The organism is Bradyrhizobium sp. TM102 (assembly GCF_009176685.1).
GTDB lineage: Bacteria > Pseudomonadota > Alphaproteobacteria > Rhizobiales > Xanthobacteraceae > Bradyrhizobium > Bradyrhizobium ottawaense.
Genome location: NZ_AP021855.1, coordinates 6,364,107 through 6,390,711, shown reverse-complemented (window position 1 = coordinate 6,390,711; position 26,605 = coordinate 6,364,107). Strand labels below are relative to the sequence as shown.

Genomic DNA, 26,605 nt, shown 5'->3' with positions numbered 1-26,605 from the left:
TTTGCCGCGTACGGAACCAACAGAAAGCAAGTCCATGACCGGCCATGACCATTCGCATTCCCACCATGACCACGATCACGACGATCGCTGGAAACATGACGGCGTGCGCGTCATTCCCGGCAACCAGCTCGATACCAACGTGCCGTCGACGGCGGGCATGGACCGCGCGGCCGCGATCAATTTCGCGCGCGTCGGCGCCCAGAAATTGTGGGCCGGCACCGTCAGCATCAAGCCCGATGCCAAGACCGGCGCACACCATCACGGCCATCTCGAAAGCGTCATCTACGTGGTGAAGGGCAAGGCGCGGATGCGCTGGGGCGAGAGCCTGCAATTCACCGCGGAGGCCGGCCCCGGCGATTTCATCTTCGTCCCGCCTTACGTGCCGCACCAGGAGATCAACGCCAGCCCCGACGAGGTGCTGGAATGCGTGCTGGTGCGCAGCGACGGCGAGGCAGTGGCGATCAACCTCGACATCGAGCCGGTCGAGAAGCCCCAGACAGTGCTGTGGGTCGACCCCATCCACCGGGATCCGAACGAGAAGAAGTAAGACCGCCCCGCGGTGGGAGGCGCGATCGTCTCCGGGGGGTGAAAAAATATCCGGAAGCCGTGTCGGGTGGCCCCCTGGCGATCCGTCCTTGGGCAGAACCCGCCCAAGGAGCTTCCGATGCCCAGGATGATTTTCCTCAATCTTCCCGTGACCGACCTCAAACGTGCGACCGCCTTCTATGAGGCGGTCGGCGCGACCCGGAACCCGCAATTCAGCGACGACACGGCGAGCTGCATGGTCTTTTCCGAGGCCATCTACGTGATGCTGGCGACCCACGACAAATTCCGCCAGTTCACGCCGAAGCCGATCGCAGATGCCAGGACCTCGAATCAGGCGCTGTTCTGCCTGTCCGCCGACACCCGCAACGAGGTCGACGCGATTGTCGGCAAGGCAGAGGCGGCAGGCGGGGTGGCCGATCCCAGCCCGAAGGACGAATACAGCTTCATGTACGGCCGCAGCTTCGAGGATCCGGATGGCCACATGTGGGGTGTGAACTGGCTGGACATGGCGGCTGTCCCTCCGCAGCCCGTTATGGCGAATGCCTGATCCCAGTCCGTCGAACGCTAAACCAACGAGGAGCATTCACGATGTCCAAGGTCGTACCCTGCATGTGGTTCAACGGCGATGCCGAGGAAGCCGCGAAGTTCTATGTCTCGCTCGTGCCGAACTCGGCGATCACGCACGTTCAGCGCAATGTTTCGGACGGCCCCTCCGGCAAGGAAGGCTCCGTGCTCGTCGTCGAGTTCATGGTCGCCGGTCAGCCGCTGGTCGCGCTCAACGGCGGGATGAAGATGGAATATACCCATGCCATTTCGCTGATGATCCATTGTGATGATCAGGCCCAGGTCGACAGCGTCTGGAATGCGTTCCTCGCCCATGGCGGCAAGGAAGAGCAATGCGGCTGGCTCCGGGATCGCTGGGGCGTGGCCTGGCAGGTGGTGCCGAAGGTGATGTTCGAATTCCTGTCGAGCCCGGACAGGGCAGCGGCCGCGCGCGCGATGCAGGCGATGATGAAGATGGTGAAGCTGGATGTCGACGTGCTGCGCCGCGCGTTCGAGGGCAAGTCGGCGGCGTGACGACGACACGGGTGCCGTAGGTGGGCAAAGGCGATCTTGCGCCGTGCCCACGATCCGACTCCGGTGGAGACAAGTGGTGGGCACGCGTTCGCTTTGCCCACCCTACGAAGCTGCCTCAGTAATTTATCCGTAAGCCCACGCCGCCGTGGATGGTGTTGCCGACGGGCTGCGGGCCGAGCGTGCCGTTGGCGAAGAGATCCACGACCCAGCCCTTCTGCACGCGGAAGCCGAGCCGCCCGCCATATTCGAACCAGCCCTGGTTGCCCATGGTCGGCACCACCACGCCATCGCCGGTCACGGTGGCGACGATGCCGCTGTGGCTCGCAAACGACTGCACCCAGCCGCCGTTGATGTTGGTCTCGACGTTGCTGCCGAACAGATGCGTCCACTGGCCGCCGATCTTGACCAGGCTGGTACGGTCGGTGCCGGTCGCGATGGTGGCGTCGAACGGGTTGAAGGCCACGGCATTGTCGCTGTAGCCGGACACGCGCTGCCAGAGCTGCCAGACTTCGATCGAAGCTGCGACCTCGTCGCGCGGCGAGACGCGGCTCATCCAGCCGGCGCGGCCGTAGACCGCATAGTTCGAAGCGTTGGTCGAGCTCGTCACGCTCACAGGACCGAGGCTGGTATTGTAGCTGCGGGTGTAGCGCGCCTTCTCCCACGGCGTCAGGATCGTTCCGACGTCGAAGAACGGACGTGACGATCCCCAGTCGGTGAAGTCGTAGCGGAGGGCAAAGGCGCCGATCGGCGCGCCGGTGATCTTGTAGCCCCCCTCGTTGTAGTGCGTGTAGGCGATGCCGGCGAGCAGCGACAGATTGTTGGTGAGCTCCTTGCGGCCGTGGATGCCGGCCGAGAACGAGCCGGCCGAGCCGAACGCGCTGATGCAGTCGCTGCAATTGACCTGCTCGTTGACGCCGAGCAGGACCGTGCCGAGCACCCGGTTGGTGATCATCTGGTTGAAGCGCTGGCCCGCGAGGCCGCCGATCGAATTGCCGCTGGAATCGGCCCCGGTCGGTGTCGGGCTCGGCGACGGATATGGACTCGGCGACGGGGAAGGATAGGGGCTCGGCGAAGGGGTGGGTGAGGGCGACGGAGAATATGTCGGCGTCGGAGATGGTGAATAGGTCGGGTAGGGCGTCGGCTCGCCGCATCCGATTTCGCAGGTCGCTTGAGCTGCGGCGGGACGAATGTCGAGCGCGACAAACGCCAGCGCAGCGGCCGCGGTCAGCAGGCCGGTGAGGGCGAAGAGCCGAAAGTTGAATTTCGCCATCGTCAGCGCCCGCACAGCATGCCGTCGTCCTGGACGGCCGGCGTGATGGTCGGCGAGGCGCCGGCATATTGGTTCACCGCGCACAGGCCGGCACTTGCGGCGCAGTTGGCGGCGAAGGTCCAGGGCGGCGTGTTGGTCTTGGTGATCGAGACCTTGCCGCCGGTTGATGTTATGATTGCGGTGTCGCCCGGCTGGGTGAGCTGCACGCATTGTGAGCTCGTCGTGCAGACGCTCGCCGCGCCGTCCTGAAGCACCACGACGGAGCGTCCGCGCTGCGAGAGGATGTCGAGCGTGGTGCCGCGCACACCGATGGTCGCAAGCGGCGTCGTGATCTTGTAGGCGGTCTTCTCGGAATGTCCGGTAACGAAACGGAATGCGCCGGTGGTCATGCGGATCGCGACGTCACGATAGCTGTGCTCGTCGTTGAAGACGGTGCGGTCGAGCTTGAGCGTGGCGCCGGGGCCGAGCGACAGATTGGTGCTGTCGGCCATCACGAAGCGCGCGGCACTGTCGACGCCGGTGCGCACGGTCTCGTCGCGCAGCATGCTGTCGCCGACACTGATCGGCGTGGTGGCCGCGGCCACGCGCACCACTTCGTTCTGGATCACGACCGCTTCGCCGACGCGCGTCTGCGCCTGCGCAGCAGGCGCCGCGCACAATGCGGCCGACGACAGGATAGGGAAAAGCCAGAAACGGAAATTCATTTCGCAACCGATCGATGTGTCCCTGATCGTACCGGATCGCGCGCGCTTCTGATGTGGCGAAATTATCACAAGCGGAGCGGTACGTGCGTTATGCTTAGTGACAGCCGCGGGGGAATGCGTTCAATGAAAGCAGCGATCTCTATTTTTGTCCGCGGTGACGCAAATTTGCCACGCAAAACATCCCCACAGCAGCTGCTTGAACGGTCCGCAGTTCCGAGATTGTCGCGAAGCGCAGTGGTAGCTGTCGCTATTTTCCTAGCTGCCCATCTCGCGCTGCTGATCGGCCTCGCGACGCCGGAGAAGTTCGTCTTTGACGAGGTGCACTACGTGCCGGCGGCGCGGCAGATGCTGGCCCCGGCGATGTCGCAGCCGATGCTCAATCCGATGCATCCGCCGCTGGCCAAGGAGCTGATCGCGGCGTCGATCGCGGCCTTCGGCGACAACGCGCTCGGCTGGCGTTATCCCGCAACATTGTTCGGCGCATTGGCGATCGTCGCGATCTATCTGTGCGGGCTCGCGCTGTTCTCCGCGCAAGGGCCGGCGATCGCCGCGGCGCTGATCGCCGCCTTGAACCAGATGCTCTACGTGCAGGCGCGCATCGCCATGCTCGACATCTTTGCGCTCGGCTTCGGTCTGCTCGCGACCGCCGCCTTCATGCATGGTTTTCGACGGGAGCGGCCGCAGGCGCTGTTCGCGCTCGCCGGCAGCCTGTTCGGCCTGGCCGCTTCCTGCAAATGGAGTGGCCTGTTTCCACTCGGCGTCTGCATCGTCATCGTTGCGGTGATCCGCCTGATGCAGGGCTGGCGCATGCTGTTCGCCGACGCGAAGCCGGACGACTGGTACCGGCCGGACCTCTGGCCCGGCCTGAGGCTGCATCATGTCGCGCTCTGCTTCGCCATCCTCCCGGCGATGACGTATCTTGCGGCTTTCGTTCCGCTCTACGGCGTGTCGTTGCCGGATCTGATCGAGGCGCAGCGCCGGATCTTCGCCGACAACACCACGACCGCGATCGCCGGACACACTTATATGAGCGCGTGGCCATCCTGGCCGCTGCTCGCGCGCCCGGTGTGGTTCCTGTTCGACAAGAGCGCGGAGGACAACGTCTCCGCAATCGTCTTCCTCGGCAATCCGCTGGTGTTGTGGCCGGCTCTGCTCGCACTCGCGCTCGTGCTGCGCGATTTCATCGTGCTGCGCCGCTGGGATGCGTTCCTGATCGCGGCGTTCTATTTCGGTCCCTGGCTCGCCTGGGCATTGCTGCCGCGCACGCTCGGGTTCATCTACTACTATCTGCCGGCCGCCACCGCGGCGTCGCTCGCGCTGGTCTATGTGTTGCGCCGGGACGGCCTGCCGCGCTGGCTGCTGTGGGCCTATGTCGGTGTCGCCGCGATCGGCTTTGCGGTCATGCTGCCCATCTCTGCGGCCTTCATCGGCACGTCGATGCGGAGTTTTGGCCGGCTGATGCTGTTCCAGAGCTGGATATGACATCGCCGCCTGCCGGGGCGGCAGGCGGCGAGCCTTCTGTCGCGATCAAATCGAGATCATTTCGACGCGGTCTTGGTGTCCATGTTCACGACCTGGACGCGGCGGTTGACCGGGTCGGCGCCGTGGGCGGCATCCTTCAGCTTGGTCTTGCCGTAGCCGACGGTGACGAGATCGGTGCCGTTCAGGCCGTAGTTCTGCACCAGGTACTTCTTGATGGTGTCGGCGCGGCGCTCGGAGAGGCCTTGATTGTACTCTTCACCACCGACCGCGTCGGTGTGGCCGGCGACCACGAAGGTCGAGCCCTTCAGCGCCGGATCGGACAGCGCCTTGCCGAGCGCCTGCACCGAGGGCACCGAGGTCTTGGCGATGTCGGCCGAGTTGTAGTCGAACTGGATTTCCAGATCGATCTTCGGCTTGGTCGCGGCGAGTTCGGCAATCTGCTCGCGCTCACCCGTCGAGAGCGAACGGGTCGAGCGGTTGCGCACGGTGTTGAGGAATGTCGATTCCTTGGCCTGCGCCGCCGGATCGGCCTGCGGACCGGCGGACAGGCCACGGGTCGCCGGCTTCGGCTTCAGTGCATCCAGGATCTGGCCTGTGGAGACATTGTTGTCACCGGCTACAGCCAGGCCCGCCGTCATCGACAGCGCGGCGGAAAGAGCTATCGCCTTCAGTCCAAAGAACTTATCAAAACGGGTCATTGTCGTATCCTCGCTGTTACGCCTGATAGCGATTTGATGCTGCGAGCATAAGGCAGGTTCAAAGGTCCTGATGTGATCTTGGTCACGGTGGCTACAGCCGGTTCCGGGCCCATCCTAGCTCATTCCGGGTGTTTCGGGCATCGAACCGGCACGTTTCGCGATGGCCCCGGGGACAAGGGCCGATCGGACCAATAGCAGTCGTCGCACGCGCCGCGGCGTGGGTTCAAGCAGCGGCAATCCCCGGTGTGATTGGAATCACCTTGCGAGCGCATGCTCATTCCCCTCCGTACCGTGGGAGGTGGCTGACCAAGGGTTCCGGCGCTGGCGAGGGCCGGCAGACTCGGCGGCGGTGCACACCGATCGTCGCAAAGCCGTCGCCGCACGGCCCGGCCGTGAACAAGAAATCGGCCAGATGCGCGCCTAGCAGGACGTTGTCCCCGCCAATCTCCGAATGAAGGAGCCGAGTTCCGTCCAGTGCCGAGGCCAAGTGACTATCAGCGTGACTACTTCAATCGCAGCGGCCCGCCGGATCGGACAGTGTCCCTGAGCTCAATGTCCATCTATATCGGTGCGGCCATGATCGCGGTGGCCATCCTGCTGTCGACGCTGATCACCGGGCTGACCTCCCGCTATGTCGGACTCGAAGCGCCGACCGACGAGAACGTGTGGCTGGTCGACCGCCTCACCGGCAGCGTCTATCGCTGCCAGGCGGAGGGGCGCGGCAAGGCCCTGTGCGCGCCGGATGTCGCCACCGGAAGCCTCGGGGACCGGCCCAAGACCCCGAAGGATGGCCGCTAGGCCCTCCGCCTTCGCACTGCAGCAAGAAAATTGTCTTCTCCGCGAAACGTCAGCGCGAGAGAATACGTAATTGCGAAGGCCGGCATGACGCCGGTTTTGTTTTACGGAGGAGACTTTTCGATGAAGATCTTGCTCACGTCTGCAGCCTTTGTCGCGTTTACCCTTTCGCTGTCCCCCGCATCTGCCGCGATGATGGCGTGCACCAAGGACAACATGATGAAATCCGCAGCCATGATGGGCGGCACGCCCGACACGCCGGCCAAGATGGCGGCGAACAAGGAAATGGCCAGGGCCAACACGGACATGAGCAACGGCAAGATGAAGAGCGCCTGCATGCACTACATGAAGTCGCAGAAGGCGATGACGATGAAGTAGGCGCGAGGCGCGCCACCATCCGGCCGCGCTGTCAGCAGATGGCAGCGCGGTTTTTTTGACTGCTGCCTCGAGGTCTTCTTTTTCTTCTTCTTTTTCTTGGCGCGAATCCCGCTACATTCCTCCCCGCAATGTCACGCGCGCCAAAACCGCTCCACCTCACCACGACACAGGCCCGGCAGATCTGGCTGCATGCGCAGCGGCTGGATGAGCGCGCACCGTTCGGCGACGGAGCTCAGGCCGTCGCGGACGCGGTCGCTCATCTCGGCTATGTGCAGATCGACACCATCAACGTCATCGAGCGCTGCCATCACCACATCCTGTTCAGCCGTATCCCGTCCTACCGGCGCGCCGATTTGCGCCACGCCCAGAGCGTCGACAGAAGCGTGTTCGAGTATTGGACGCACGCGCTTTCCTACGTACCCGCCGGCGACTTCCGCTTCTTCCTGCCGGCGATGCGCGAGCACCGCCGCGAAGGACACAAATGGTTCGCCTCGGTGAAGCCGGCCGACACGCGCAAGGTGATGCGGCTGGTGCGCGCCGGGCCGCTGACGATCCGCGACATCGAGGACGACGTGCTCACCGAGAAGGAGCATCTGTGGCAGAGCCGCAAGCCTTCGAAGCGGGCGTTGCAGCTCGCCTTCTATACCGGCGCCGTGACCATCAGCGAGCGGCAGGGCATGCTCAAGACCTACGAGCTGATGACGCGGCATTTCGGCTGGGACACACTGCCCAGGCCAGCCTCAGCCAGGGAGATTACGACCTATCTGCTCGACCGCGCGCTGCGGTCGCAGGGCGTGGTGAGTCTGGATTCGATCTGCCACCTCGACGCGCCGCGCAAGAAGGCGGTGGCCGGCCTGATCGCCGCCCGCGTCCGCCGCGGCGAGCTCGTGCCTGTTGTGATCGACGGCGCCGGCAAGCAGGAGCATTGGGCGGTGCCGACCACGCTCGAGGCGAACGGTGAGGTAGTCTCGCCTGATCTCGTCCACATCCTCTCGCCGTTCGACCCGCTGATCATCCAGCGCAAGCGCACCAGTCTCATCTTCGGCTACAACCACCTGTTCGAGGCCTATGTGCCGAAGGCCAAACGCAAGCTCGGCTATTTTGCGCTGCCGGTGCTGGTCGGCGACGAGATCGTCGCCGCGCTCGATCTGAAGACCGACCGGCAGGCAAAGAAGCTGCTGATGCAGAAATGGACCTGGGTCGGGCAGGGCAAGAAGACGGCGGGGCGCAAGGAGCTCAAGCAAAAGATCGAGGACGAGCTCGATCGCTTCGAGCGGTTTCAATTGGCGGAGTGAACGCTGATCGGCGCGGCGCCGGTCTCGTAGGGTGGATTAGCGAAGCGTAATCCACCATTTCAGTTTCCGCGGATACAAACAGTGGTGGGTTACGCCTTCGGCTAACCCGCCCTACGCAGCTGAACCAGCCGATCGATCCAGACGCCGAACTCAATCCCAACCGCATACGCCACCAAATTCCACAGCGAGAAGATGCGCCCGAGCAACAGCGCGCCGGCCGTCGTCAGCCGGAACGCATCGAGCCAGGGCGGATGCGCCAGCCGGGAGAATTCCACGACGACCGCGATCACCGCTGCGATGGCCGCAATCTGCGTCGGGGTGAGCCGCGGCAGCAGAACCCCGACCAGCAGAAACACCATCGTCGCCCACAGCAGCGAGCCGCCGTATTTCACGACGAAGGCAGGCAGGCCGAGCGGAAAGCCGTACCAGCGCAGCGACAGCCCGCAGACGATCACCGCGAGCGCGAGGGCGGCGCGGGTCAGCGATGTCTCTAACAGCGCAACAGGTTTATCCGGCTGCGTCCCGTGCATTGCTCGCTCCATTGACTCTTCGCCCGCGATGCTGAAAACCGCAACCAGCTCATAAAAGCAACAACCCTGGGGGAAGCCATGAGCCAGACCACGACCTATGCCGGTTCCGCCGGCGCGGCCAAGAACTTTAACAAGTCGGACATCGAGACCTCGACGATCCGCGCCATCTCCTGGCGCCTGATCCCGTTCCTGGTGCTGGCCTACTTCTTCTCCTATCTCGACCGCGTCAATCTCGGTTTCGCCGCGCTGACCATGAACGCCGAGCTGAAGTTCACGCCGCTGATCTTCTCCTGGGGCGCCGGCATCTTCTTCTTCGGCTATTTCATCTTCGAGGTCCCGAGCAATCTCGCGCTGGAGAAGTTCGGCGCCAGCCGCTGGATCGCCCGCATCATGGTGACCTGGGGCATCATCTCCGCCCTGATGGCGCTCGTCAGCGGCGTCACGAGCTTCTACGTCCTGCGCTTCCTGCTCGGCGTCGCCGAGGCCGGCTTCTTCCCCGGCATCATCCTCTATCTCACCTACTGGTATCCGGCCGAATATCGCGCCCGCTTCCTTGCGGCCTTCGCCATCGCCGTGCCGGTGTCGACCGTGATCGGTGCGCCGATCTCGGGCCTGCTGCTCGGGCTCGACGGTGCGATGGGCCTGAAGGGCTGGCAGTGGCTCTTCATCATCGAGGGCATTCCCTCGGTGCTGCTCGGCATCGTCACCTGGTTCTATCTCACCGACAAGCCGGAGAAGGCGGATTGGCTGTCGGCCGAGCAGAAGGCGTGGCTGAAGGCGAAGCTCGATTCGGAAATCGCCGCTAAGCAGGCGGTGAAGCATTTCTCGCTCGGAGAGGCGCTGTCTTCGCCCAAGGTGATCGCGCTCAGCCTGATCTATTTCGGCTTCGTCGGTGCGCTCTACGGCATGCAGTTCTGGCTGCCGCAGATCGTCAAGGCGTTCGGGCTGACCAACGCGCAGACCGGCTTCGTCACCGCGATCCCGTATCTGTTCGGCACCATCGCCATGATCCTGTGGGCGCGTCACTCCGATGCGACGCGCGAGCGCGTGAAGCATGTCGGCGCGCCGCTGCTGCTCACTGCCGTCGCGCTCGCCGTCTCCAGCTACCTCACCGATCCCACCATGACGATGGTGGTGCTGACGGTCGCCGCGATCGGCGTGTTCTGCTGCTTTGGTGTGTTCTGGACCCTGCCGACCGCCTGGCTCTCCGGCACTGCTGCCGCCGGCGCCATCGCCCTGATCAACTCGATCGGCAACCTCGCCGGCTTCGGCGGGCCATACCTGATCGGCTGGGTCAAGGAAGCCACCGGCCAGACCTCGACCGGCTTGCTGGTGCTCGCTGTGCTGCCCCTGATCGCCGGCATCCTGGTGTTCGTCGGTGGCCACGACAGCAAGCACGAGTTCGCCGAGCAGAAGGAATAGAGCAAACGGTTCCGTAGGGCGGGCAAAGCGGAAGCGTGCCCACCACCTCTCTCCGACCCAAACAGGTCGTGGGCACGGCGCTAGCGCGCCTTTGCCCACCCCACGGTGCCTAGCCTGAGGCGCCGGACCCGGGCTGTGAGCCTCAGCCCGCCCTAAAAATTTCACCTTCCTGACAACCCCTCTCAAACCTCACCACCCCTTAACGATCACGCATTCCTGATGACTGACGATTATTGACTTTTATCAGTGATTAGTCGACATTCCTCTCATTGAAGATGCAGGAGTGTCCTTCGATGTTCGTCAGGTCGGTTTTGTCGAGCTATTCCAGGCTGTTGGCAGGCGTGTCGTTGGCCCTGATGGCGGCTGGCCTTGCCGGGTGCAATGACACCGTCGCCGAGAAAGCCGAGCCGCCGCGGCCGGTTCTGGTCGCAACCGCGCATTATGGTGCCGAAACCCCCGAGCGCAGCTTCGTCGGCACGGTCAGGCCCCGGATCGAGAGCGATCTCGGCTTCCGCGTCGCCGGCAAGGTCGCCAAGCGCCTCGTCGAGGTCGGCCAGACCGTCGAAATCGGCCAGCCGCTCGCGACTCTCGATGAGGTCGATCTGAAGCTCCAGGCCGAGCAATCCGTCGCCGAGCAGACCGCCGCGACCGGCGTGCTGGCCCAGGCCGCCGCTGCCGAGCAGCGCGCCAAGGATCTGAAGGCCAAGGGCTGGACCACCGACGCGCAGCTGGATTCGAGCCGGGCATCGGCCGATGAGGCCCGCGCGCGCCTCGATCGTGCGGTCCGCTCGGTCGAGCTGACCAAGAATTCCCTTTCCTACGCGACGCTCGTTGCCGACGCCCGAGGCGTCGTCACCGCAACGCTGATCGAGCCCGGCCAGGTGGTCTCCGCGGGCCAGGCTTCGATCCGTGTCGCCCGCTTTGCCGAAAAGGAAGCGGTCGTCGCGATCCCTGAGACGCTGGTCGGACGCGCCAAGTCGGGCGTCGCCAGCGTCACTCTTTGGTCGGAGCCGGACAAGAAGTATACGGCCAAGCTACGCGAGATCGCGCCGACGGCCGATCCGGCCACGCGCACTTATCTGGCAAAGTTCTCGCTGCCGGAGGCCGACGACAAGGTTGCGCTCGGCATGACCGCGACGCTGACGCTGTCGGACGCCGCGACCGAGCGCGTCGCGCGGCTGCCGCTGTCGGCCTTGTTCAACGAAGGCAACAAGCCCTCCTTCTACGTCGTCGACGACAACGGTGCGCTCACGCTGAAGCCGGTGGCGGTGAAGTCCTACGAGAGCAACGACGTCGTCATCACCGGCGGTGTGGAAGAGGGCGCCAAGATCGTCGCCCTCGGTGTGCAGAAGCTCGATCCGGCCCAGCGGGTGCGGGTCGTCTCGTCGCTGTCTTTCTAGTTCATTCCGGGATGGTCCGAAGGACCAGACCGCAGGTGCGCAATTGCGCACCGGGAATCTCGAGATTCCGGGTTCGCCCTGCGGGCACCCCGGAATGACAGGAGAAGTCGAGTTACGTCGTGTGAGGTGAGTTTCGGCCTTTGTCCCTAAGCAGAGGCTGAAGCGGCGAAGCGATCCAGAATCTGCCCAGCCCCCTGGATTGCTTCGCTGCCTCGCGATGACGGCCTGAACAGAGTGGCTGTCGTTTTTTGGCAACTGGATCGTCTTTTCGGAGAGAGCGATGAAGCGCTTCAACCTTTCGGCCTGGGCCGTCAGCCATCCGACGCTGGTTCTCTTCCTGATGCTCGTGCTCGGTGTCGCCGGCTTCTTCTCCTATGAGAAGCTCGGCCGCGCCGAGGATCCGTTCTTCACGGTGAAGGTGGTCAACGTCTCCGTGATCTGGCCCGGCGCGACCGCGCAGGAGATGCAGACCCAGGTCGCTGATCCCATCGAGAAGAAGATCCAGGAACTGCCCTATTTCGAGAAGGTGCAGACTTATTCCAAGCCCGCCTTCACCGCGCTCCAGGTCACCTTCCGCGACTCTACCCCGCCGAAGGACGTGCCTTACCTGTTCTATCTTCTGCGCAAGAAGCTGGTCGACGTGCAGGGCCAGCTGCCCTCCGGCATCCTCGGTCCCGTCGTCAACGACGAGTTCTCCGACGTCGATTCCATCCTCTACATGATGACCGGCGACGGCGCCGACTATGCCCAGCTCAAGAAGGTCTCAGAAGGATTCCGCCAGCGCCTCCTGAAGGTGCCCGGCGTGACCAAGGTCGACGTCTACGGCAACCAGGATGAGCGCATCTTCGTCGAGTTCTCCCACGCCAAGCTCGCCACCCTCGGCATCACCCCGCAGGCGCTGTTCGATTCGCTCGCCAAGCAGAACAACGTCACGCCGGCCGGTACGGTCGAAACCTCCTCGCAACGCGTGCCGCTGCGCGTCACCGGCGCGCTCGACGGTGCCAAGGCCGTCGCCGAGACACCGGTCGAGAGCAACGGCCGCGTGTTCCGCCTCGGCGACATCGCCACCGTAACCCATGGCTATGTCGATCCGCCCAGCTTCGTCGTCCGTCAGGAAGGCAAGGCTGCGATCGGCATCGGTGTCGTCACCGCCAAGGGTGCCAACATCCTCGAGCTCGGCAAGGAGGTCGAGAAGGCGACCGCCGAGTTCATGAAGGCGGTGCCGCAGGGCGTCGACGTCAAGCTGATTGCCGACCAGCCCAAGGTGGTCGAGCACGCCGTCGGCGAGTTCGTGCACTCCTTCATGGAAGCCCTCGTCATCGTGCTGTTCGTGTCGTTCCTGGCCCTCGGCTGGCGCACCGGCATCGTGGTCGCGTTGTCGGTGCCGTTGGTGCTCGGCATCGTCTTCGTCGTCATGAACATGATGTCGCTCGACCTGCACCGCATCACGCTGGGCGCGCTGATCATCGCGCTCGGCCTGCTCGTCGACGACGCCATCATCGCGGTCGAGATGATGGTGGTGAAGATGGAGCAGGGCTGGGACCGCATGCGCGCGGCGTCTTTTGCCTGGGAATCTACCGCGTTTCCGATGCTCACGGGAACGCTGGTCACGGCCGCTGGCTTCCTCCCCATCGGCTTTGCCAATTCCGCGGTCGGCGAATATGCCGGCAGCATCTTCTGGATCGTGGCGATCGCGCTGGTCGCCTCCTGGTTCGTGGCGGTGATCTTCACGCCCTATATCGGCGTCAAGCTGCTGCCGGAGATGAAGGCCCATCACAACCACGATCCGCACGCGGTCTACGAGACCCGCATGTACCGGGGCCTGCGCGCCATCGTGCAATGGTGCGTCAATCACCGCATCACCGTGGTGGTCGCGACCGTCGGCGTCTTCATCGCCTCGGTCGTCGGCTTCGGCCATGTCCAGCAGCAGTTCTTCCCGCTGTCGGAGCGGCCCGAGCTGTTCTTCCAGCTGCGCTTGCCCGAGGGCACCGCCTTCAACGTCACCGAAAAGGCGGTGAAGAAGGCCGAGACGCTGCTCAAGGACGACAAGGACATCGAGACCTATACGTCCTATGTCGGCCAGGGCTCGCCGCGATTCTGGCTCGGCCTCAATCCGCAGCTGCCGAACGAGGCCTTTGCCGAGATCGTCATCGTCGCCAAGGGCGTTGAGGGGCGCGAGCGCGTCAAGGCCAAGATCGAGAACGCGGTTGCCGACGGCATGCTGTCCGAGGCGCGCGTCCGCGTCGACCGCTTCAACTTCGGTCCGCCGGTCGGTTTCCCCGTGCAGTTCCGCGTGATCGGCCCCGACGCCAACAAGGTGCGCGAGATCGCCTACCAGGTCCGCGACGTCATGCGGCAGAACAAGAGCGTCAAGGATGTCCAGCTCGACTGGAACGAGCAGTCGCCCTACCTCAAGCTCGTCGTCGACCAGGACCGTGCCCGCGCCATGGGCCTGACCCCGCAGGACGTATCGCAGGCGCTCGCGATGCTGATCTCGGGCTCGCAGGTCACGACCGTGCGCGACGGCATCGAGAAGGTCGGCGTGGTCGCGCGTGCGATCCCGTCCGAGCGCCTCGACCTCGGCGGCGTCGGCGATCTCACCATCACCTCGCGCAATGGCGTCGCCGTGCCGCTGCAGCAGATCGCCAAGATCGAGTATGCCCATGAGGAGCCGATCATGTGGCGGCGCAACCGCGACATGGCCATCACCGTGCGCTCCGACGTCGTCGACGGCGTGCAGGCGCCCGACGTCACGGGCCAGATCACGCCGAAGCTGAAGGCGATCAAGGACCACCTCGAGCCGGCCTACCGCATCGAGCCGGGCGGCGCGTTCGAGGAATCCGCCAAGGGCAACGCCTCGATCTTCGTCCTCTTCCCGCTGATGGTCATGGTGATGCTGACGCTGCTGATGATCCAGCTGCAGAGCTTCTCACGCCTGATCCTGGTGTTCCTGACCGCGCCGCTCGGCATCGTCGGCGCCTCCTTCGGACTCAACGTCGCCAACGCGCCGTTCGGCTTCGTGGCGCTGCTCGGCCTGATCGCGCTCGCCGGCATGATCATGCGCAACACGGTCATCCTGGTCGACCAGATCGAGACCGACGTCTCGCATGGCCTGACCCGGCGCGAGGCGATCGTGGAGGCAACCGTCCGCCGCGCCCGTCCGGTGGTGCTGACGGCGCTCGCCGCCATCCTCGCCATGATCCCGCTGTCGCGCTCGGCCTTCTGGGGCCCGATGGCGATCACGATCATGGGCGGTCTGTTCGTCGCGACCTTCCTGACGCTGCTGTACCTGCCGGGCCTCTACGCGCTGTGGTTCAGGAAGAGCCTGGACGAGGCGGGTACCCCCGAGCAGCCTGCCGCGCCGCAGCATGGGAGCAATGACCCGCACGCAATTCCGCTTGCTGAAGCGGCTGAATAAGTGAGATGAAGTGCTGATTGACGAGTCCTGACCGATGACACTGATTGCGGAACATATCGAAGGCGACACCCGGGATCGTATTCTCGAGGTGGCCGAGCGGCTGTTCCGCCAGATCGGCTACCAGAAGACCACGGTCGGGGACATCGCCAAGGAGCTCAGGATGAGCCCCGCCAACGTCTATCGCTTCTTCGAATCGAAGAAGGCGATCCATCAGGCGGTGGCGCAGGGCTTGATGGGCGAGGTCGAGCTCGAGGCGCAGCGGATCGTGGCGAGGCCCGGTCCGGTCAAGGAGCGTTTCCGGGAGCTGCTCACCACCATCCATCGCATGAACACCGAGCGCTATGTCGGCGACAACAAGCTGCACGAGATGGTCGCGATCGCGATGGAGGAGGACTGGGACGTCTGCGTCGCCCATATGGAGTGCATTGCCGGGGTGATCGGCCAGATGATCGCGCAAGGCGTTGCCTCTGGCGAGTTCGAGGCGCCGGACCTCCAGCTGGCCTCGCTGTGCGCCTGCACCGCGATGATACGCTTCTTCCACCCCCAGATGATCGCCCAGTGCGCCACCAAGCCGGGCCCGACCATCGACCAGATGATCGATTTCGTCATCGCGGGTCTGTCGCCGCGCCACTAACGGGGCGGCGGGTTTCTTCCTATAAGCACGATTGCCGTCATTCCGGGGCGGTCTGCAGAACCGAACCCGGAATCTCGAGATTCCGGGTTCGATGCTTTGCATCGCCCCGGAATGACGGATAGCGGAGAAGCAGCGCGTGACCGACAAAGACCTGTACTTCTACGAGCCCTCCAAGGGCCACGGCCTCAAGCATGATCCCTTCAACGCCATCATCGCGCCGCGGCCGATCGGCTGGATTTCCTCGCGCGATACCAAGGGTCACGTCAATCTCGCGCCCTACAGCTTCTTCAATGCGTTCTGTTACGTGCCGCCGATCATCGGCTTCTCCTCCACCAACTGGAAGGATTCGGTCGAGAACATCCAGCAGACCGGCGAGTTCGTCTGGAATCTCGCGACCATGGACCTCGCCAAACACATGAACGCGACCGCCGCGCATGTTGCCCCTGAGGTCGACGAATTCGAGATCGCCGGCCTCACCGCCGTACCCGGCAAGCTCGTCAACGTGCCACGCGTCGGCGAAAGCCCCGTCGCCTTCGAGTGCAAGGTGTCCGACATCGTCCGCCTCAAGGGCGCCGACGGCAAGGAGGCCGACGCCTGGCTGACGCTGGGCGAGGTCGTCGCCGTCCATATCGACAAGGCCATGATCAAGGACGGCGTCTACCAGACCGCCGCCGCCCGCCCGATCGTCCGCGCCGGCCGCCGCGGCGATTATTTCGAGATCAAGCCGGAAAATATGTTCGAGATGGTGCGGCCGGATTAGGCCGAGCTCTCTCTCTCCGCCGTCATTCCGGGGCGACGCGTAGCGTCGAGCCCGGAATCCATAACCACCATCGGGAGTATGGATTCCGGGCTCGCGCCAAGAGGCGCGCCCCGGAATGACTACCCCATTTTGCCCTCCCGGAACTGCCGCCGCACCCTGGCCGTTATGGTCCGGGGGCGCTTGGCCGCGTCAATGTCGCAGGCGAAGTCTTCACCGCCGCCGGCCGCTTTCCGCTAAAATGCCCGACAACCGCGCCGATGCATGAGGTCCGCCATGAGCTTCCGCCGCGACAAAATCACAAAGCCGATCTTCTCTTGGGCCCGCGGCGTGCTGCCGGCGATGTCCGATACCGAACGCGAGGCGCTGGAGGCGGGCGATGTCTGGTGGGATGCCGATCTGTTCACCGGAGACCCGGATTGGTCGAAGCTGCTGAAGGTTCCGCAGGCCGCGCTGACCGACGAGGAGCGGGCCTTCCTCGATGGACCCGTCGACGAGCTCTGCGCCATGCTCGACGAGTGGAAGATCTTCTGGGAATGGCGCGACCTGCCGCCGGACGTCTGGCACTTCGTCAAGCACGAAAAATTCTTCGGCATGATCATCCCGAAGGAGTTCGGCGGCCTCGGCTTCTCGCCCTATGCCCATTCGGAGGTGGTGCGCAAGATCTCGACCCGCTCGATCGCCGCTGCCGTCACAGTCATGGTGCCGAACTCGCTCGGGCCGGGCGAGCTCTTGATGCGCTTTGGTACGAAGGAGCAGCAGCAGCGGTGGCTGCCGCGCCTCGCCGACGGCCGCGACATTCCCTGCTTCGGCCTCACCAGCCCGGAAGCCGGCTCCGACGCGGCTTCGATGGTCGACACCGGCATCATCTGCAAGGGCACATTCGAGGACCGCGAGGTCGTCGGCCTCAGGCTCAATTGGCACAAGCGCTACATCACGCTCGGCCCTGTCGCGACGCTGCTGGGCCTCGCCTTCAAGGCCTATGATCCCGACCACCTCGTGGGCGACCAGGAGGAGCTCGGCATCACCGTGGCACTGATCCCGACCCATCTGCCCGGCGTCGAGATCGGTCATCGCCATCTGCCGTCGATGCAGGTGTTTCAGAACGGCCCGAACCGGGGCCGCGACGTCTTCATTCCGCTCGACTACGTCATCGGCGGCAAGGAGCGGCTGGGGCAAGGCTGGAAGATGCTGATGACCGCGCTCGCCGCCGGCCGCGGCATCTCGCTGCCATCGCTCTCTGCCGCGGGCGCCGCCTATGCGGCGCGCACCACCGGTGCCTATGCCCGTATCCGCGAGCAGTTCGGCATCTCCATCTCCAAGTTCGAAGGCGTCGAGGAGCCGCTCGCGCGCATCGTCGCGACCGCCTACCAGCTCGATGCGGCGCGGCGGCTGACCTGCGCGGCGCTGAATGCCGGGGTTCATCCCGCCGTGATCTCAGGCATCATGAAGCTGCACGCCACCGAGCGCATGCGCACCGCGATCGACGACGCCATGGACATCCATGGCGGCAAGGCCGTGATCGACGGTCCGCAAAACTATCTCGGTAATCTCCACCGCGCCGTGCCGGTCGGGATCACGGTCGAGGGCGCCAACATCCTGACCCGCAATCTCATCGTGTTCGGGCAGGGTGCCATCCGTGCGCATCCCTATCTGCTCGACGAGATGAATGCGCTGGCCGATACCGATCGCGAGCGTGGGCTCACCGCGTTCGACAAAGCGTTCTGGAAGCATGTCGGCCACAGCGTCCGGACCCTGTTCCGTGCCTTCGGCCGCAGCTGGACCTTTGGCGCTTTCGCAATGGCGCCGGACGCCGGCGATGCCACGCAGTTCTACCGCCAGCTCTCGCGCTACTCCGCTGCGTTTGCACTCTGTGCCGACATGGCGCTGCTGACGCTCGGCGGCGCGCTCAAGCGCAAGGAGATGCTGTCGGCCCGTTTCGGCGACATTCTCTCTGAACTTTATCTCCTGTCTGCCGCGCTGAAACGTTGGCAGGACGAGGGCCGTCAGAAGGAAGACTTTGCCGCGCTCGAATGGTGCATGGCGACCGGCTTCAGGACGATCGAGAACCGGCTGGCCGAAATCCTCGCCAATCTGCCCAACCGCTTTGTTGCCGGCTTCCTCAAGCTCGTGGTCCAGCCGTTCGGCGCCCGTGTGCTCGGCCCCTCCGACCGGGTCGTACACCAATGCGCTGCCATCGTGCTGGAGCCGTCGGCGGCGCGCGAGCGCCTCACGCCGGATCTTGCCCATGTCGACGACGACGGCGGCTTTGCCCGGCTGGATGGCGCGTTCCTGCTGGTCGCAAGCACCGATGCCATCGCCAAGCGCATGCGCGCCGCGCATATCCGCGACTGGAAAGAGGCTGTTACAAAGGGCGTGATCACACAGGTCGAAGGCGAGCAGCTGGCCGCGGCCCACGAAGCCGTCACAAAGGTGATCGAGGTCGACGATTTTGCGCCGGAAGCGCTGTCGCCGATTTACAAGAAATCCGGCGACGTGCATCAGTTCTTCCAGGAACTCGGTGAACAGAGGGCGGCGAGCTGATGGCACGACCGGTATTCATCGTCGACGGCAGCCGGACGCCGTTCCTGAAGGCGCGTTCGGGGCCGGGGCCGTTTACGCCGGTCGATCTCGCCGTGCAATGCGGACGGCCGCTCTTGGCGCGCCAGCCGTTTGCGCCCACGGATTTCGACCAGGTCATCCTCGGCTGCGTCAACGTGATCGCCGACGAGATGAACCCGGCCCGCGTTGCCGCGCTGCGGCTCGGCATGGGCGAGGACATGGTCGCCTTCACCGTGCAGATCAATTGCGGCTCCGGCATGCAATCGATCGACACCGCCTACCGCTACATCCGCGAAGGCCATGCCGACTTGATCCTCGCCGGCGGCACCGAGGCGCTCAGCCATGCGCCGCTGGTTTGGCCGAACTCCGGCGTGCGCTGGTTCGCCGGCCTCGCCACCGCCAAGGGCATCGCCGCGAAGCTCGCCGCCGCGTTCAAGCTGCGCCCGCGCGACCTGAAGCCGATCATCGGCCTCGAGCGCGGGCTGACCGATCCCGTCACCGATCTGAACATGGGCCAGACCGCCGAAGTCGTCGGCCATCTCTTCGGCATTACCCGCGCCCAGTCGGACGCCTATGCTGCCGAAAGCCATCGCCGGCTCGCGCATGCGCAAGGCGCGGGTCATCTGAAGGGCGAAGTCGAGACCGCATTCTCTCGCGACGGCAAGTTCTTCGACCACGACGATGGCGTGCGTCCGGACTCCACGGCCGAGACGCTGGCAAAGCTCCGGCCGGTGTTCGAGCGCCCCTGGGGCCAGGTCACTGCCGGTAATTCCTCGCAGATCACCGACGGCGCGTCCTGGGTGATTTTGGCTTCCGACGCGGCTGTCGCAAAGCACAAGCTGACGCCGAAGGCTGCGATCGTCGACAGTAACTGGGCCGCGCTCGACCCCAGCATCATGGGCCTCGGTCCGGTGATGTCAGCGACGCCTCTGCTTCAGCGCAACGGCCTCACCATCAAGGACGTGGAGACCTGGGAGCTGAACGAGGCTTTTGCCACCCAGGTGCTCGGTTGTCTTGCGGCCTGGAACGACGAAAAGTTCTGCCGCGAGATTTTGGGCCTCGACGGCGCCGCCGGCGAGATCGACCGTGAGAGGCTGAATGTCGACGGCGGTGCGATCTCGCTCGGCCATCCCGTCGGCACCTCCGGCAACCGCATCGTGCTGCACCTCGTCAACGCGATGAAGCGGCTCGGGACGCGGCGCGGTGTGGCTACCGAGTGCATCGGTGGCGGGCTCGGCGGCGCCATGCTGATCGAGGCGGTGTGACCATGGACTCGAAGATCATGACCGCGCTCGGTGATCGCGTCCTGGCGCTCGGGCCCAGGCCGGCGACGGACAGTCCGTACAAAAACTTCAAGCTGACGCGCGACGAAGACGGCGTCGCCTGGCTTTTGTTCGACCGCGCTAATGCCAGCGCCAACACACTGTCCTCGGATGTGATGGAGGAGTTCGACGCCGTCCTCGCGGTGATCGAGACCGAACGCCCGGCCGGCCTCGTGATCCGCTCCGCCAAACCGTCGGGCTTCATCGCGGGCGCCGACGTCAACGAATTCCGCGGTGCCAGCGATCCCGACATGGTGGAGACGCGCATCCGCGCCGCGCATGCGGTGATCGACCATCTGGAGGCATTGAAGCTGCCGACGGTCGCTGTCATCCACGGCTTCTGCCTCGGCGGTGGGCTCGAGGTTGCGCTGGCCTGCCAATCGCGCATCGCCATCGACGGCGCGCGCTTCGGCTTCCCGGAGGTGATGCTCGGTCTGCATCCCGGCCTCGGCGGCACCGCGCGCTTCACCGCGCTGGTCAATCCCGCCCAGTCGATGGCGCTGATGCTGACCGGCCGCACCATTGACGCGCGCCGCGCCAGATCGCTCGGCCTCGTCGACACCGTGACGCAGGAGCGGCATGTCCGCGGCGCGGTGAAGGATTCACTGTTCGGCCGGCTGAAACGAGTCAAGCCTGGCCTGCTCACGCGTGCGGCCAATTTTGGCTTCGTGCGCGGTCTCCTGGCCAGGCGCATGCGCACGGAGGCAGCGAAGGCCGCGTCCCGCGAGCACTATCCCGCGCCTTACGCGCTGATCGACCTCTGGGAGACCCATGGCGGCAGCAGGGCCGCGATGCTGAAGGCGGAGCAGGCATCCTTCGCCAAGCTGATGGTGACGCCGACCGCCCAGAACCTGATCCGAGTCTTCTTCCTGCGCGAGCAGATGAAGAAGGCAGCCGGCAGCGGCAACACCATCAAGCACGTCCATGTCATCGGCGCCGGCGCCATGGGCGGCGACATCGCGGCGTGGGTAGCCGGGCAGGGGCTGCGCGTCTCGCTGGCCGACATGAAAGCCGAGCCGATCGCCGGCGCGGTGAAGCGCGCCGCCGAACTCTACGGCAAGATAATCCGCAAGCCGACCGAGGTGCGCGACGCGCTCGATCGTCTCATCCCTGACATGGACGGGGAGGGTGTTCGTAACGCCGATCTGATCATCGAGGCCGTGCCGGAGAAGCTCGAGCTCAAGCAGAAAGTCTATGCCAGCCTCGAGCCGCGCATGAAGCCGGGCGCGATCCTTGCCACCAACACGTCGAGCATCCCGCTTCAGGATCTGCGCACCACGCTGGCGCGACCAGAGCGGCTGGTCGGCCTGCATTTCTTCAATCCGGTGTCTCGGCTGCAATTGGTCGAGGTCGTCAGTCACGACGGCAGCGACCCGCAGGTGCTGAAGGACGCGCTCGCTTTCGTCGGCGCGATCGACCGGCTGCCGCTGCCCGTGAAGAGCTCGCCGGGCTTCCTCGTCAACCGCGCGCTGACGCCCTACATGCTCGAAGCCATGGTGATGCTGGACGAGAAGATCGACCAGCGGCTGATCGACGCCGCGGCGGAGCAGTTCGGCATGCCGATGGGGCCGATCGAGCTGGCCGATCAGGTCGGGCTCGACATCTGCCTCGACGTCGGTGACATGCTGCGCACCAAGTTCGGCGATTTCCTGCCGCCGACGCCAGCGTGGCTGCGCGACAAGGTCGCCAAGGGCGAGCTCGGCCGCAAGACCGGCAAGGGTTTCTACACCTGGAAGGACGGCAAGGCCGAGAAGGCACCGCTCCTCGAGACCGGCCCACGCGTCACCGACCAGATGATCGACCGCCTGGTGCTGCCGATGTCCAATGTCTGCGTTGCTGCCCTTCGCGAGGGCATCGTCGACGACGCCGATGCGGTCGACGGCGCCATGATCTTCGGGACCGGCTATGCACCGTTCCGCGGCGGTCCTTTGAACTATGCCCGTACGCGCGGCGTGGAGAATGTGGTGTCCACCTTGCGCGGGCTCGCCGAGCGATTCGGCGGACGTTTCGCGCCGGATGCGGGCTGGGACAGTTTGCAATAGGGGGCCGTCGGTAAAAAGATGCTATCATGGGTGGCGGAGCCCGTGGGGAGTATCGCCGATGCCGACGATCCCGTTCTTCAAGCACGCGACCCTGCGCGAGATCATCATCACGCGGCTGTGCTGCGGGGCCGATATCGTCGTGATCCTTTGTTGCGTAGGCTATCTCGTCGGACGTTATCCCGCGGTGGAATTGCGCTGGCCGTGGTTGATCGGGGCGCTCCTGGCCGGGTATTTTCTCGCTGACCTGTTTTCAGGGCTGGTGCATTGGGTGGTCGACACCTGGCTCGACGAGGGGATGCTCGGCCGCGGCATCGCGATCACGCGGGAGCATCACACCCACCCCGGCCACGTTTTGCTCTACGGATTCCTCGACCAGGCGTCTCTCGGTGCGGCGCCGAGCGCGGCAGTGGTCGGAGTCGCGGCCACCCTCACGGCGTTGTTTCCGGTTTCCGCGCTCACCTATGCGCTGATGATCGTCTGGTTCGTGATCGCGACCTGCATGCTGTTTGGCATGAGCTTTCACAATCTCGCGCACCGGCCGGTCCGCCCGCTGCTCCTGCGCATGGCGCAACGGCTGCATCTGGTCTGCTCACCCGAGCATCATTGGTGTCATCACCGTGACCACACCATCCGCTATTGTGTCATCAATGGATGGGCCAACTATCCGTGCGACCGTCTGCGGCTATGGACCAGGCTGGAACTGTTGGTAACGGCAACGACCGGACGCGCGCCGCGGGCCGACGATGCGGAGTGGCAACGCAAACTGAACGATACCGGAATCTTCGTCGGGTCGCCGCGGCCGATTGGATAGCGCGAGCTTGCCTCGTGTCGATGTTGCGCAAGGCGCCTCGGCTTTGTATCCAGAGCCGAGAGCCGCGGGAGATCAACCATATGACCGACACGCACGTCCACGCCCCTATCAACTCCGACACCGGGCCGAGCGGCGATCTCTGCATCCGCACGCTGGCGATGCCCGCCGACACCAATGCGAATGGCGACATCTTCGGCGGCTGGCTGCTGAGCCAGATGGATGTCGGCGGCGGCGTGTTTGCGTCAAAGGCGGCGAAGTCGCGCACCGTGACGGTTGCGATCGAGGCAATGAACTTTCGCAAGGCGGTCTACGTCGGCGATCTCGTGTCGGTCTAGGCCAATCTCGTACGCGTGGGCCGCACCTCGCTCACCGTGCATCTGGAAGCGTGGGCGCTGCGCCGCGGGGAGGAGCATCCCTTCCTCGTCACCGACGGCAACTTCACCTACGTCTCGATCGACGAGCACGGCCGCCCGCAAGCCGTTCGCTCGACCGACACGACGATCGCGACGTAATCGCGCGCGACGCTCTGCCTCATCTGGCGAACCCGTGCCGCGCTGCTTAACGTCGCGCGCGCGAGTCATTCTCGTGGCGGCTTCGCCAAGAACCAGTCAAGAACCAGTCATAAAACGGATGAGGTCTCGGCGTACTCAATTGCGTGTCGATTTGGGGTGGAAACGGCCTCAAAATGCCTGGGAACCTTTGGGCATGAGTGCCGTTATTTGCCCGCACTGAGGAAGCCACGGACCATGCCGGACAGCTACATCATCGAAGTCGATTCGCAGACCGCAGGTATCGTCGTTCGTTCTTCGGGAGGCTATTGCTTCTTTGCCTCGTCCCATCGATTCAACCGTCTCGAAGGCCAGCTCTTCCGCAACGCCCGCGAAGCCGAGCGCGCCGCGCGCAAGCTGGTGAACGGTGATGTGAAGGAAGCGGCGTAAAGCGCCGGCTGGTGATTTCTGACACGCAATGCGTGGTCGGAATTTTTTGCAGCCCTTGATACTGCTGGTTTCTTCCTTCTCCCATTGCGGGAGAAGGTGGCGCGAAGAGCCGTACGCGTCATTCCGGGGCGCGCGAAGCGCGAGCCCGGAATCCATCTGCCACAGAGAATGCCGATGAATGGATTCTCAGATGCGCAATTGCGCACCTTGGCCCGCGCCTTTCGGCGCGAGCCAAAATGACGTCGTTGATCACAACTTCGTTGCTGCCCGCGACAGGAGCTTCCACTCGTCGCCCTGCTTCTGCCAGTTCATCAGAATGTGAAGGTTGGTCGATACTTTCTTCCCGTCGGCTGCCATCTCCTGTTCGCCCAGCCAGTGGAAGCGCACGATCGCTGCAGGACCGACGACCTTGATGGTGGGGTCCTTGTAGTCGATCGACAGGAATTTCGACTTACCGTCGGTGGCGTTGGCGATGAACGTCGCCTTGTCCTCGACCTTGCCGCTGGAATGGCTGTAGCTGAGGTCGTCCCAGCACAGTGCGCCGAGCGCCTTCGGATCGGCCGCGATCTGGGCGAGGCGGAAGGCCTCGACCTTCTTCGCCACGGCGTCCTCGTCCGCCGAAGCGGCGAGCGCCGGTGTCGTGAGCGCAAGCACGGAGACGGCAAGAGCTGAGACGGCCAGAGTCGAGAGAGCCAGATCGCGTCGGTTGATCGTCATCGTTTCCTCCTTTTTGATCTTGCGGCGAGTGTTGCAGCCGCGCGCGGCTTTGTCGAGTGTCACGTCGTCGTCATCTCCATGCGTCATTGCGCGGTCGAAGCCATATTGATACGCCTCGCGCATCAATGCGCCGTGGATTTGGGAAAGTACGGAAATGATCGAAGCCAAAACGGAAGCGATGGGCAGGGCTTTGCTGTTCGACATCGACGGCACGCTGGCCGACACCGACCCGCTGCACTTGAAGGCGTTCAACCAGGTGCTCGGCCCTCGCGGCCACGTCTTCGATCACGCGCGCTTCTCCAGAGAGCTGCAAGGTTTCGCCAATGTCGCGATCAGTGAGCGATTCCTGCCTGACGAGGCGCCGGAACGGCGCGCCTCGATCCTCGATGAGAAGGAGGAGGTCTTCCGGACGCTCGTGGCCGGGCAGATCGAGCCGCTGCCGGGCCTGATGGCGCTGCTCGACCGGGCTGACGCTGCCGGCATTCCCATGGTCGCCGTGACCAACGCGCCGCGTCTCAATGCCGAGCTGCTGCTCTCCGGCCTCGGCATCTCTCATCGTTTCAAGGCGCTCGTGATCGGCGCCGAGCTGCCGCACGGCAAGCCGCATCCGCTGCCCTATCAGGAAGGGCTGCGTTTCGTCGGCGCGAGCGCAGAGGCCTCGATCGCATTCGAGGACTCCCGTACCGGCGTGCAATCGGCCACGGCGGCCGGCATTCCGACCATCGGCGTCCGGACCAGCCTCAGCCATGCTGACCTGGTTGCAGCCGGCGCAGTCGCGTCCGCCAGCGCCTTCGACGATCCGCAGCTGCTCGCGCGTCTCGCGAGCACCATGACCTGGTAAGAAATGGCGTGGTGACCGGCCGCATAAGTTAACCGTGATCGGCGCGCGCATTGACCGAAGGCGCGAACCGCAGCACCATGCATTCTCCTGATTTGAGGCCTTTGCCGTGACCGGATTGACCCATCGCCAAGCCGAAATCCTCAACATCGCGCGGGCCTCGGGCCGCGTCATGGTCGAGGAGCTCGCGCGCCGCTTCGAAGTCTCGGCGCAGACCATCCGCAAGGATCTCAACGACCTCTGCGAGCGGAGATCGCTGACCCGCATCCATGGCGGCGCCATCATCGCCTCCGGCGTCGAAAACCTCGCCTATGAGGCAAGGCGCTTCGTCGCCGCCGACGAAAAGAAGGCGATCGGAGCCGCGGCCGCCTCGCTGATCCCGAACGGATGCTCGCTCTTCATCAATATCGGCACCACGACGGAGGAGGTCGCGAGCGCGCTGACTTCGCACGAGGATCTCCTCGTCATCACCAACAATCTCAACGTCGCGATGCTGCTCTACCGTCATCCCCGCATCGAGGTGGTGGTCGCCGGCGGCACGGTGCGGCGGGCCGACGGCGCCGTGGTCGGCTCCACCGCGACGCAGCTGATCGGCCAGTTCAAGGTCGACTACGCCATCATCGGCGCGTCCGCGATCGACGAGGAGGGCGCGCTGCTCGACTTCGACTATCGCGAGGTGCAGGTGGCCCAGGCCATCATCGCCAATGCCCGCAGCGTGATGCTGGTTGCCGATTCCACCAAGCTCCGCCGCAGCGCGCCGGTGCGCATCGCCCACATGACCCAGATCCAGACCTTCGTCACCGACCAGGAGCTTCCCGAGCGCCTCGCCACGATCTGCCACAGCAAGGGCATCGAGGTGATGGCGGCGATGCCCAAGGGCGCGGACATCGACGATGTGCCGGCCGATGCCCAGGAAGCCGCATCGGAAGCCGCATCGGAAGCCGCGCCGGTGGTGCGGCTGAGATAGGG

The 26,605-nt window shown here is 64.6% G+C and carries 23 protein-coding genes and 2 pseudogenes; 20 read left to right on the top strand and 5 right to left on the bottom strand.

Translation table 11 applies throughout. The annotated features are described in order from the left end of the window. The first annotated feature begins 34 nt into the window (after window positions 1–34). The 3 genes from GDN70_RS30325 to GDN70_RS30315 all read left to right on the top strand — a co-directional run bounded on the left by GDN70_RS30325 (window position 35) and on the right by GDN70_RS30315 (window position 1,623). On the top strand, window positions 35–547 hold the full coding sequence (locus GDN70_RS30325) for a cupin domain-containing protein (protein ID WP_028141766.1): 513 nt from the start codon (window positions 35–37) through the stop codon (window positions 545–547). Between the two features lie 117 nt (window positions 548–664). After that, entirely contained in the window at window positions 665–1,093 is a 429-nt protein-coding gene (locus tag GDN70_RS30320; protein WP_028141765.1) for a VOC family protein, read from the top strand. A gap of 41 nt (window positions 1,094–1,134) precedes the next feature. Further along, window positions 1,135–1,623: a VOC family protein gene (locus GDN70_RS30315; protein ID WP_028141764.1), complete on the top strand. Its 489-nt coding sequence runs from the start codon at window positions 1,135–1,137 to the stop codon at window positions 1,621–1,623. 115 nt (window positions 1,624–1,738) lie between these two features. On the opposite strand, the gene GDN70_RS30310 is transcribed toward GDN70_RS30315, so the two are convergent. Then, window positions 1,739–2,893 (bottom strand): hypothetical protein, encoded by a 1,155-nt coding sequence (locus GDN70_RS30310; protein ID WP_038948360.1) that lies wholly within the window; start codon window positions 2,891–2,893, stop codon window positions 1,739–1,741. Between the two features lie 2 nt (window positions 2,894–2,895). Further along, on the bottom strand, window positions 2,896–3,597 hold the full coding sequence (locus tag GDN70_RS30305; RefSeq protein ID WP_028141762.1) for a FecR domain-containing protein: 702 nt from the start codon (window positions 3,595–3,597) through the stop codon (window positions 2,896–2,898). A gap of 51 nt (window positions 3,598–3,648) precedes the next feature. Between GDN70_RS30305 and GDN70_RS30300 the strand changes: the two genes are divergently transcribed. After that, window positions 3,649–5,079 carry a phospholipid carrier-dependent glycosyltransferase gene (locus GDN70_RS30300; RefSeq protein ID WP_152103401.1) on the top strand — a complete coding sequence of 477 codons (1,431 nt, stop codon included), beginning with the start codon at window positions 3,649–3,651 and terminating at the stop codon, window positions 5,077–5,079. Window positions 5,080–5,135: 56 nt separating this feature from the next. On the opposite strand, the gene GDN70_RS30295 is transcribed toward GDN70_RS30300, so the two are convergent. Further along, the gene (locus GDN70_RS30295) at window positions 5,136–5,777 is read right to left on the bottom strand and encodes an OmpA family protein (RefSeq protein WP_028141760.1); all 642 of its coding nucleotides are present in this window, start codon (window positions 5,775–5,777) and stop codon (window positions 5,136–5,138) included. A gap of 552 nt (window positions 5,778–6,329) precedes the next feature. On the opposite strand from GDN70_RS30295, the gene GDN70_RS30290 reads away from it, so the two are divergent. The 3 genes from GDN70_RS30290 to GDN70_RS30280 all read left to right on the top strand — a co-directional run bounded on the left by GDN70_RS30290 (window position 6,330) and on the right by GDN70_RS30280 (window position 8,245). Continuing rightward, the gene (locus GDN70_RS30290) at window positions 6,330–6,575 is read left to right on the top strand and encodes a hypothetical protein (RefSeq protein WP_152103400.1); all 246 of its coding nucleotides are present in this window, start codon (window positions 6,330–6,332) and stop codon (window positions 6,573–6,575) included. Between the two features lie 120 nt (window positions 6,576–6,695). Next, entirely contained in the window at window positions 6,696–6,950 is a 255-nt protein-coding gene (locus GDN70_RS30285; protein ID WP_038948354.1) for a hypothetical protein, read from the top strand. A gap of 128 nt (window positions 6,951–7,078) precedes the next feature. Further along, the gene (locus GDN70_RS30280; RefSeq protein WP_095424458.1) at window positions 7,079–8,245 is read left to right on the top strand and encodes a winged helix-turn-helix domain-containing protein; all 1,167 of its coding nucleotides are present in this window, start codon (window positions 7,079–7,081) and stop codon (window positions 8,243–8,245) included. 101 nt (window positions 8,246–8,346) lie between these two features. On the opposite strand, the gene GDN70_RS30275 is transcribed toward GDN70_RS30280, so the two are convergent. Next, entirely contained in the window at window positions 8,347–8,775 is a 429-nt protein-coding gene (locus tag GDN70_RS30275) for a DUF2809 domain-containing protein (protein WP_173015894.1), read from the bottom strand. A 78-nt stretch (window positions 8,776–8,853) separates the two neighbouring features. On the opposite strand from GDN70_RS30275, the gene GDN70_RS30270 reads away from it, so the two are divergent. The 11 genes and pseudogenes from GDN70_RS30270 to GDN70_RS30220 all read left to right on the top strand — a co-directional run bounded on the left by GDN70_RS30270 (window position 8,854) and on the right by GDN70_RS30220 (window position 24,081). Beyond that, entirely contained in the window at window positions 8,854–10,197 is a 1,344-nt protein-coding gene (locus GDN70_RS30270; protein WP_152103398.1) for an MFS transporter, read from the top strand. Between the two features lie 293 nt (window positions 10,198–10,490). Beyond that, window positions 10,491–11,597 (top strand): efflux RND transporter periplasmic adaptor subunit, encoded by a 1,107-nt coding sequence (locus GDN70_RS30265; protein ID WP_028141754.1) that lies wholly within the window; start codon window positions 10,491–10,493, stop codon window positions 11,595–11,597. A gap of 280 nt (window positions 11,598–11,877) precedes the next feature. Next, window positions 11,878–15,015, top strand: a complete 3,138-nt coding sequence (locus tag GDN70_RS30260; protein WP_152103397.1) for an efflux RND transporter permease subunit — start codon at window positions 11,878–11,880, stop codon at window positions 15,013–15,015. 34 nt (window positions 15,016–15,049) lie between these two features. Next, complete coding sequence (locus tag GDN70_RS30255) at window positions 15,050–15,649, top strand: TetR/AcrR family transcriptional regulator (RefSeq protein ID WP_091956126.1); 600 nt, start codon at window positions 15,050–15,052, stop codon at window positions 15,647–15,649. Window positions 15,650–15,785: 136 nt separating this feature from the next. Beyond that, window positions 15,786–16,409, top strand: a complete 624-nt coding sequence (locus GDN70_RS30250) for a flavin reductase family protein (RefSeq protein WP_095424579.1) — start codon at window positions 15,786–15,788, stop codon at window positions 16,407–16,409. A 273-nt stretch (window positions 16,410–16,682) separates the two neighbouring features. After that, window positions 16,683–18,950 carry an acyl-CoA dehydrogenase gene (locus GDN70_RS30245; RefSeq protein WP_173015893.1) on the top strand — a complete coding sequence of 756 codons (2,268 nt, stop codon included), beginning with the start codon at window positions 16,683–16,685 and terminating at the stop codon, window positions 18,948–18,950. Next, window positions 18,950–20,233 (top strand): acetyl-CoA C-acetyltransferase, encoded by a 1,284-nt coding sequence (locus tag GDN70_RS30240; RefSeq protein ID WP_152103395.1) that lies wholly within the window; start codon window positions 18,950–18,952, stop codon window positions 20,231–20,233. The genes GDN70_RS30245 and GDN70_RS30240 overlap by 1 nt, the downstream gene beginning before the upstream one ends. 2 nt (window positions 20,234–20,235) lie before the next feature. Continuing rightward, entirely contained in the window at window positions 20,236–22,332 is a 2,097-nt protein-coding gene (locus GDN70_RS30235) for a 3-hydroxyacyl-CoA dehydrogenase NAD-binding domain-containing protein (protein ID WP_173015892.1), read from the top strand. Beyond that, window positions 22,226–23,014: pseudogene (locus tag GDN70_RS30230) on the top strand (fatty acid desaturase CarF family protein); the annotation flags it as partial. The gene GDN70_RS30235 and the pseudogene GDN70_RS30230, both read left to right, overlap by 107 nt. 209 nt (window positions 23,015–23,223) lie before the next feature. Next, window positions 23,224–23,655 (top strand): annotated as a pseudogene (locus tag GDN70_RS30225) (acyl-CoA thioesterase). 234 nt (window positions 23,656–23,889) lie between these two features. After that, window positions 23,890–24,081, top strand: a complete 192-nt coding sequence (locus GDN70_RS30220) for a hypothetical protein (RefSeq protein WP_018645288.1) — start codon at window positions 23,890–23,892, stop codon at window positions 24,079–24,081. 249 nt (window positions 24,082–24,330) lie between these two features. Here GDN70_RS30220 and GDN70_RS30215 read toward each other — a convergent pair whose 3' ends face one another. Further along, window positions 24,331–24,798, bottom strand: a complete 468-nt coding sequence (locus GDN70_RS30215; RefSeq protein ID WP_152103393.1) for a nuclear transport factor 2 family protein — start codon at window positions 24,796–24,798, stop codon at window positions 24,331–24,333. A gap of 154 nt (window positions 24,799–24,952) precedes the next feature. Here GDN70_RS30215 and GDN70_RS30210 point away from each other — a divergent pair, with 154 nt between their 5' ends. Continuing rightward, on the top strand, window positions 24,953–25,639 hold the full coding sequence (locus GDN70_RS30210) for an HAD family phosphatase (RefSeq protein ID WP_152103392.1): 687 nt from the start codon (window positions 24,953–24,955) through the stop codon (window positions 25,637–25,639). A 106-nt stretch (window positions 25,640–25,745) separates the two neighbouring features. Further along, complete coding sequence (locus tag GDN70_RS30205) at window positions 25,746–26,603, top strand: DeoR/GlpR family DNA-binding transcription regulator (RefSeq protein WP_152103391.1); 858 nt, start codon at window positions 25,746–25,748, stop codon at window positions 26,601–26,603. Window positions 26,604–26,605: the final 2 nt, after the last annotated feature.

Bases quoted from the DNA above. Each gene is read 5' to 3' on its own strand.
- GDN70_RS30325 (WP_028141766.1), top strand. From the start codon at position 35: ATGACCGGCCATGACCATTCGCATTCCCACCATGACCACGATCACGAC.
- GDN70_RS30320 (WP_028141765.1), top strand. From the start codon at position 665: ATGCCCAGGATGATTTTCCTCAATCTTCCCGTGACCGACCTCAAACGT.
- GDN70_RS30315 (WP_028141764.1), top strand. From the start codon at position 1,135: ATGTCCAAGGTCGTACCCTGCATGTGGTTCAACGGCGATGCCGAGGAA.
- GDN70_RS30310 (WP_038948360.1), bottom strand. From the start codon at position 2,893: ATGGCGAAATTCAACTTTCGGCTCTTCGCCCTCACCGGCCTGCTGACC.
- GDN70_RS30305 (WP_028141762.1), bottom strand. From the start codon at position 3,597: ATGAATTTCCGTTTCTGGCTTTTCCCTATCCTGTCGTCGGCCGCATTG.
- GDN70_RS30300 (WP_152103401.1), top strand. From the start codon at position 3,649: ATGTGGCGAAATTATCACAAGCGGAGCGGTACGTGCGTTATGCTTAGT.
- GDN70_RS30295 (WP_028141760.1), bottom strand. From the start codon at position 5,777: ATGACCCGTTTTGATAAGTTCTTTGGACTGAAGGCGATAGCTCTTTCC.
- GDN70_RS30290 (WP_152103400.1), top strand. From the start codon at position 6,330: ATGTCCATCTATATCGGTGCGGCCATGATCGCGGTGGCCATCCTGCTG.
- GDN70_RS30285 (WP_038948354.1), top strand. From the start codon at position 6,696: ATGAAGATCTTGCTCACGTCTGCAGCCTTTGTCGCGTTTACCCTTTCG.
- GDN70_RS30280 (WP_095424458.1), top strand. From the start codon at position 7,079: ATGTCACGCGCGCCAAAACCGCTCCACCTCACCACGACACAGGCCCGG.
- GDN70_RS30275 (WP_173015894.1), bottom strand. From the start codon at position 8,775: ATGCACGGGACGCAGCCGGATAAACCTGTTGCGCTGTTAGAGACATCG.
- GDN70_RS30270 (WP_152103398.1), top strand. From the start codon at position 8,854: ATGAGCCAGACCACGACCTATGCCGGTTCCGCCGGCGCGGCCAAGAAC.
- GDN70_RS30265 (WP_028141754.1), top strand. From the start codon at position 10,491: ATGTTCGTCAGGTCGGTTTTGTCGAGCTATTCCAGGCTGTTGGCAGGC.
- GDN70_RS30260 (WP_152103397.1), top strand. From the start codon at position 11,878: ATGAAGCGCTTCAACCTTTCGGCCTGGGCCGTCAGCCATCCGACGCTG.
- GDN70_RS30255 (WP_091956126.1), top strand. From the start codon at position 15,050: ATGACACTGATTGCGGAACATATCGAAGGCGACACCCGGGATCGTATT.
- GDN70_RS30245 (WP_173015893.1), top strand. From the start codon at position 16,683: ATGAGCTTCCGCCGCGACAAAATCACAAAGCCGATCTTCTCTTGGGCC.
- GDN70_RS30240 (WP_152103395.1), top strand. From the start codon at position 18,950: ATGGCACGACCGGTATTCATCGTCGACGGCAGCCGGACGCCGTTCCTG.
- GDN70_RS30235 (WP_173015892.1), top strand. From the start codon at position 20,236: ATGGACTCGAAGATCATGACCGCGCTCGGTGATCGCGTCCTGGCGCTC.
- GDN70_RS30220 (WP_018645288.1), top strand. From the start codon at position 23,890: ATGCCGGACAGCTACATCATCGAAGTCGATTCGCAGACCGCAGGTATC.
- GDN70_RS30215 (WP_152103393.1), bottom strand. From the start codon at position 24,798: ATGACGATCAACCGACGCGATCTGGCTCTCTCGACTCTGGCCGTCTCA.
- GDN70_RS30210 (WP_152103392.1), top strand. From the start codon at position 24,953: ATGATCGAAGCCAAAACGGAAGCGATGGGCAGGGCTTTGCTGTTCGAC.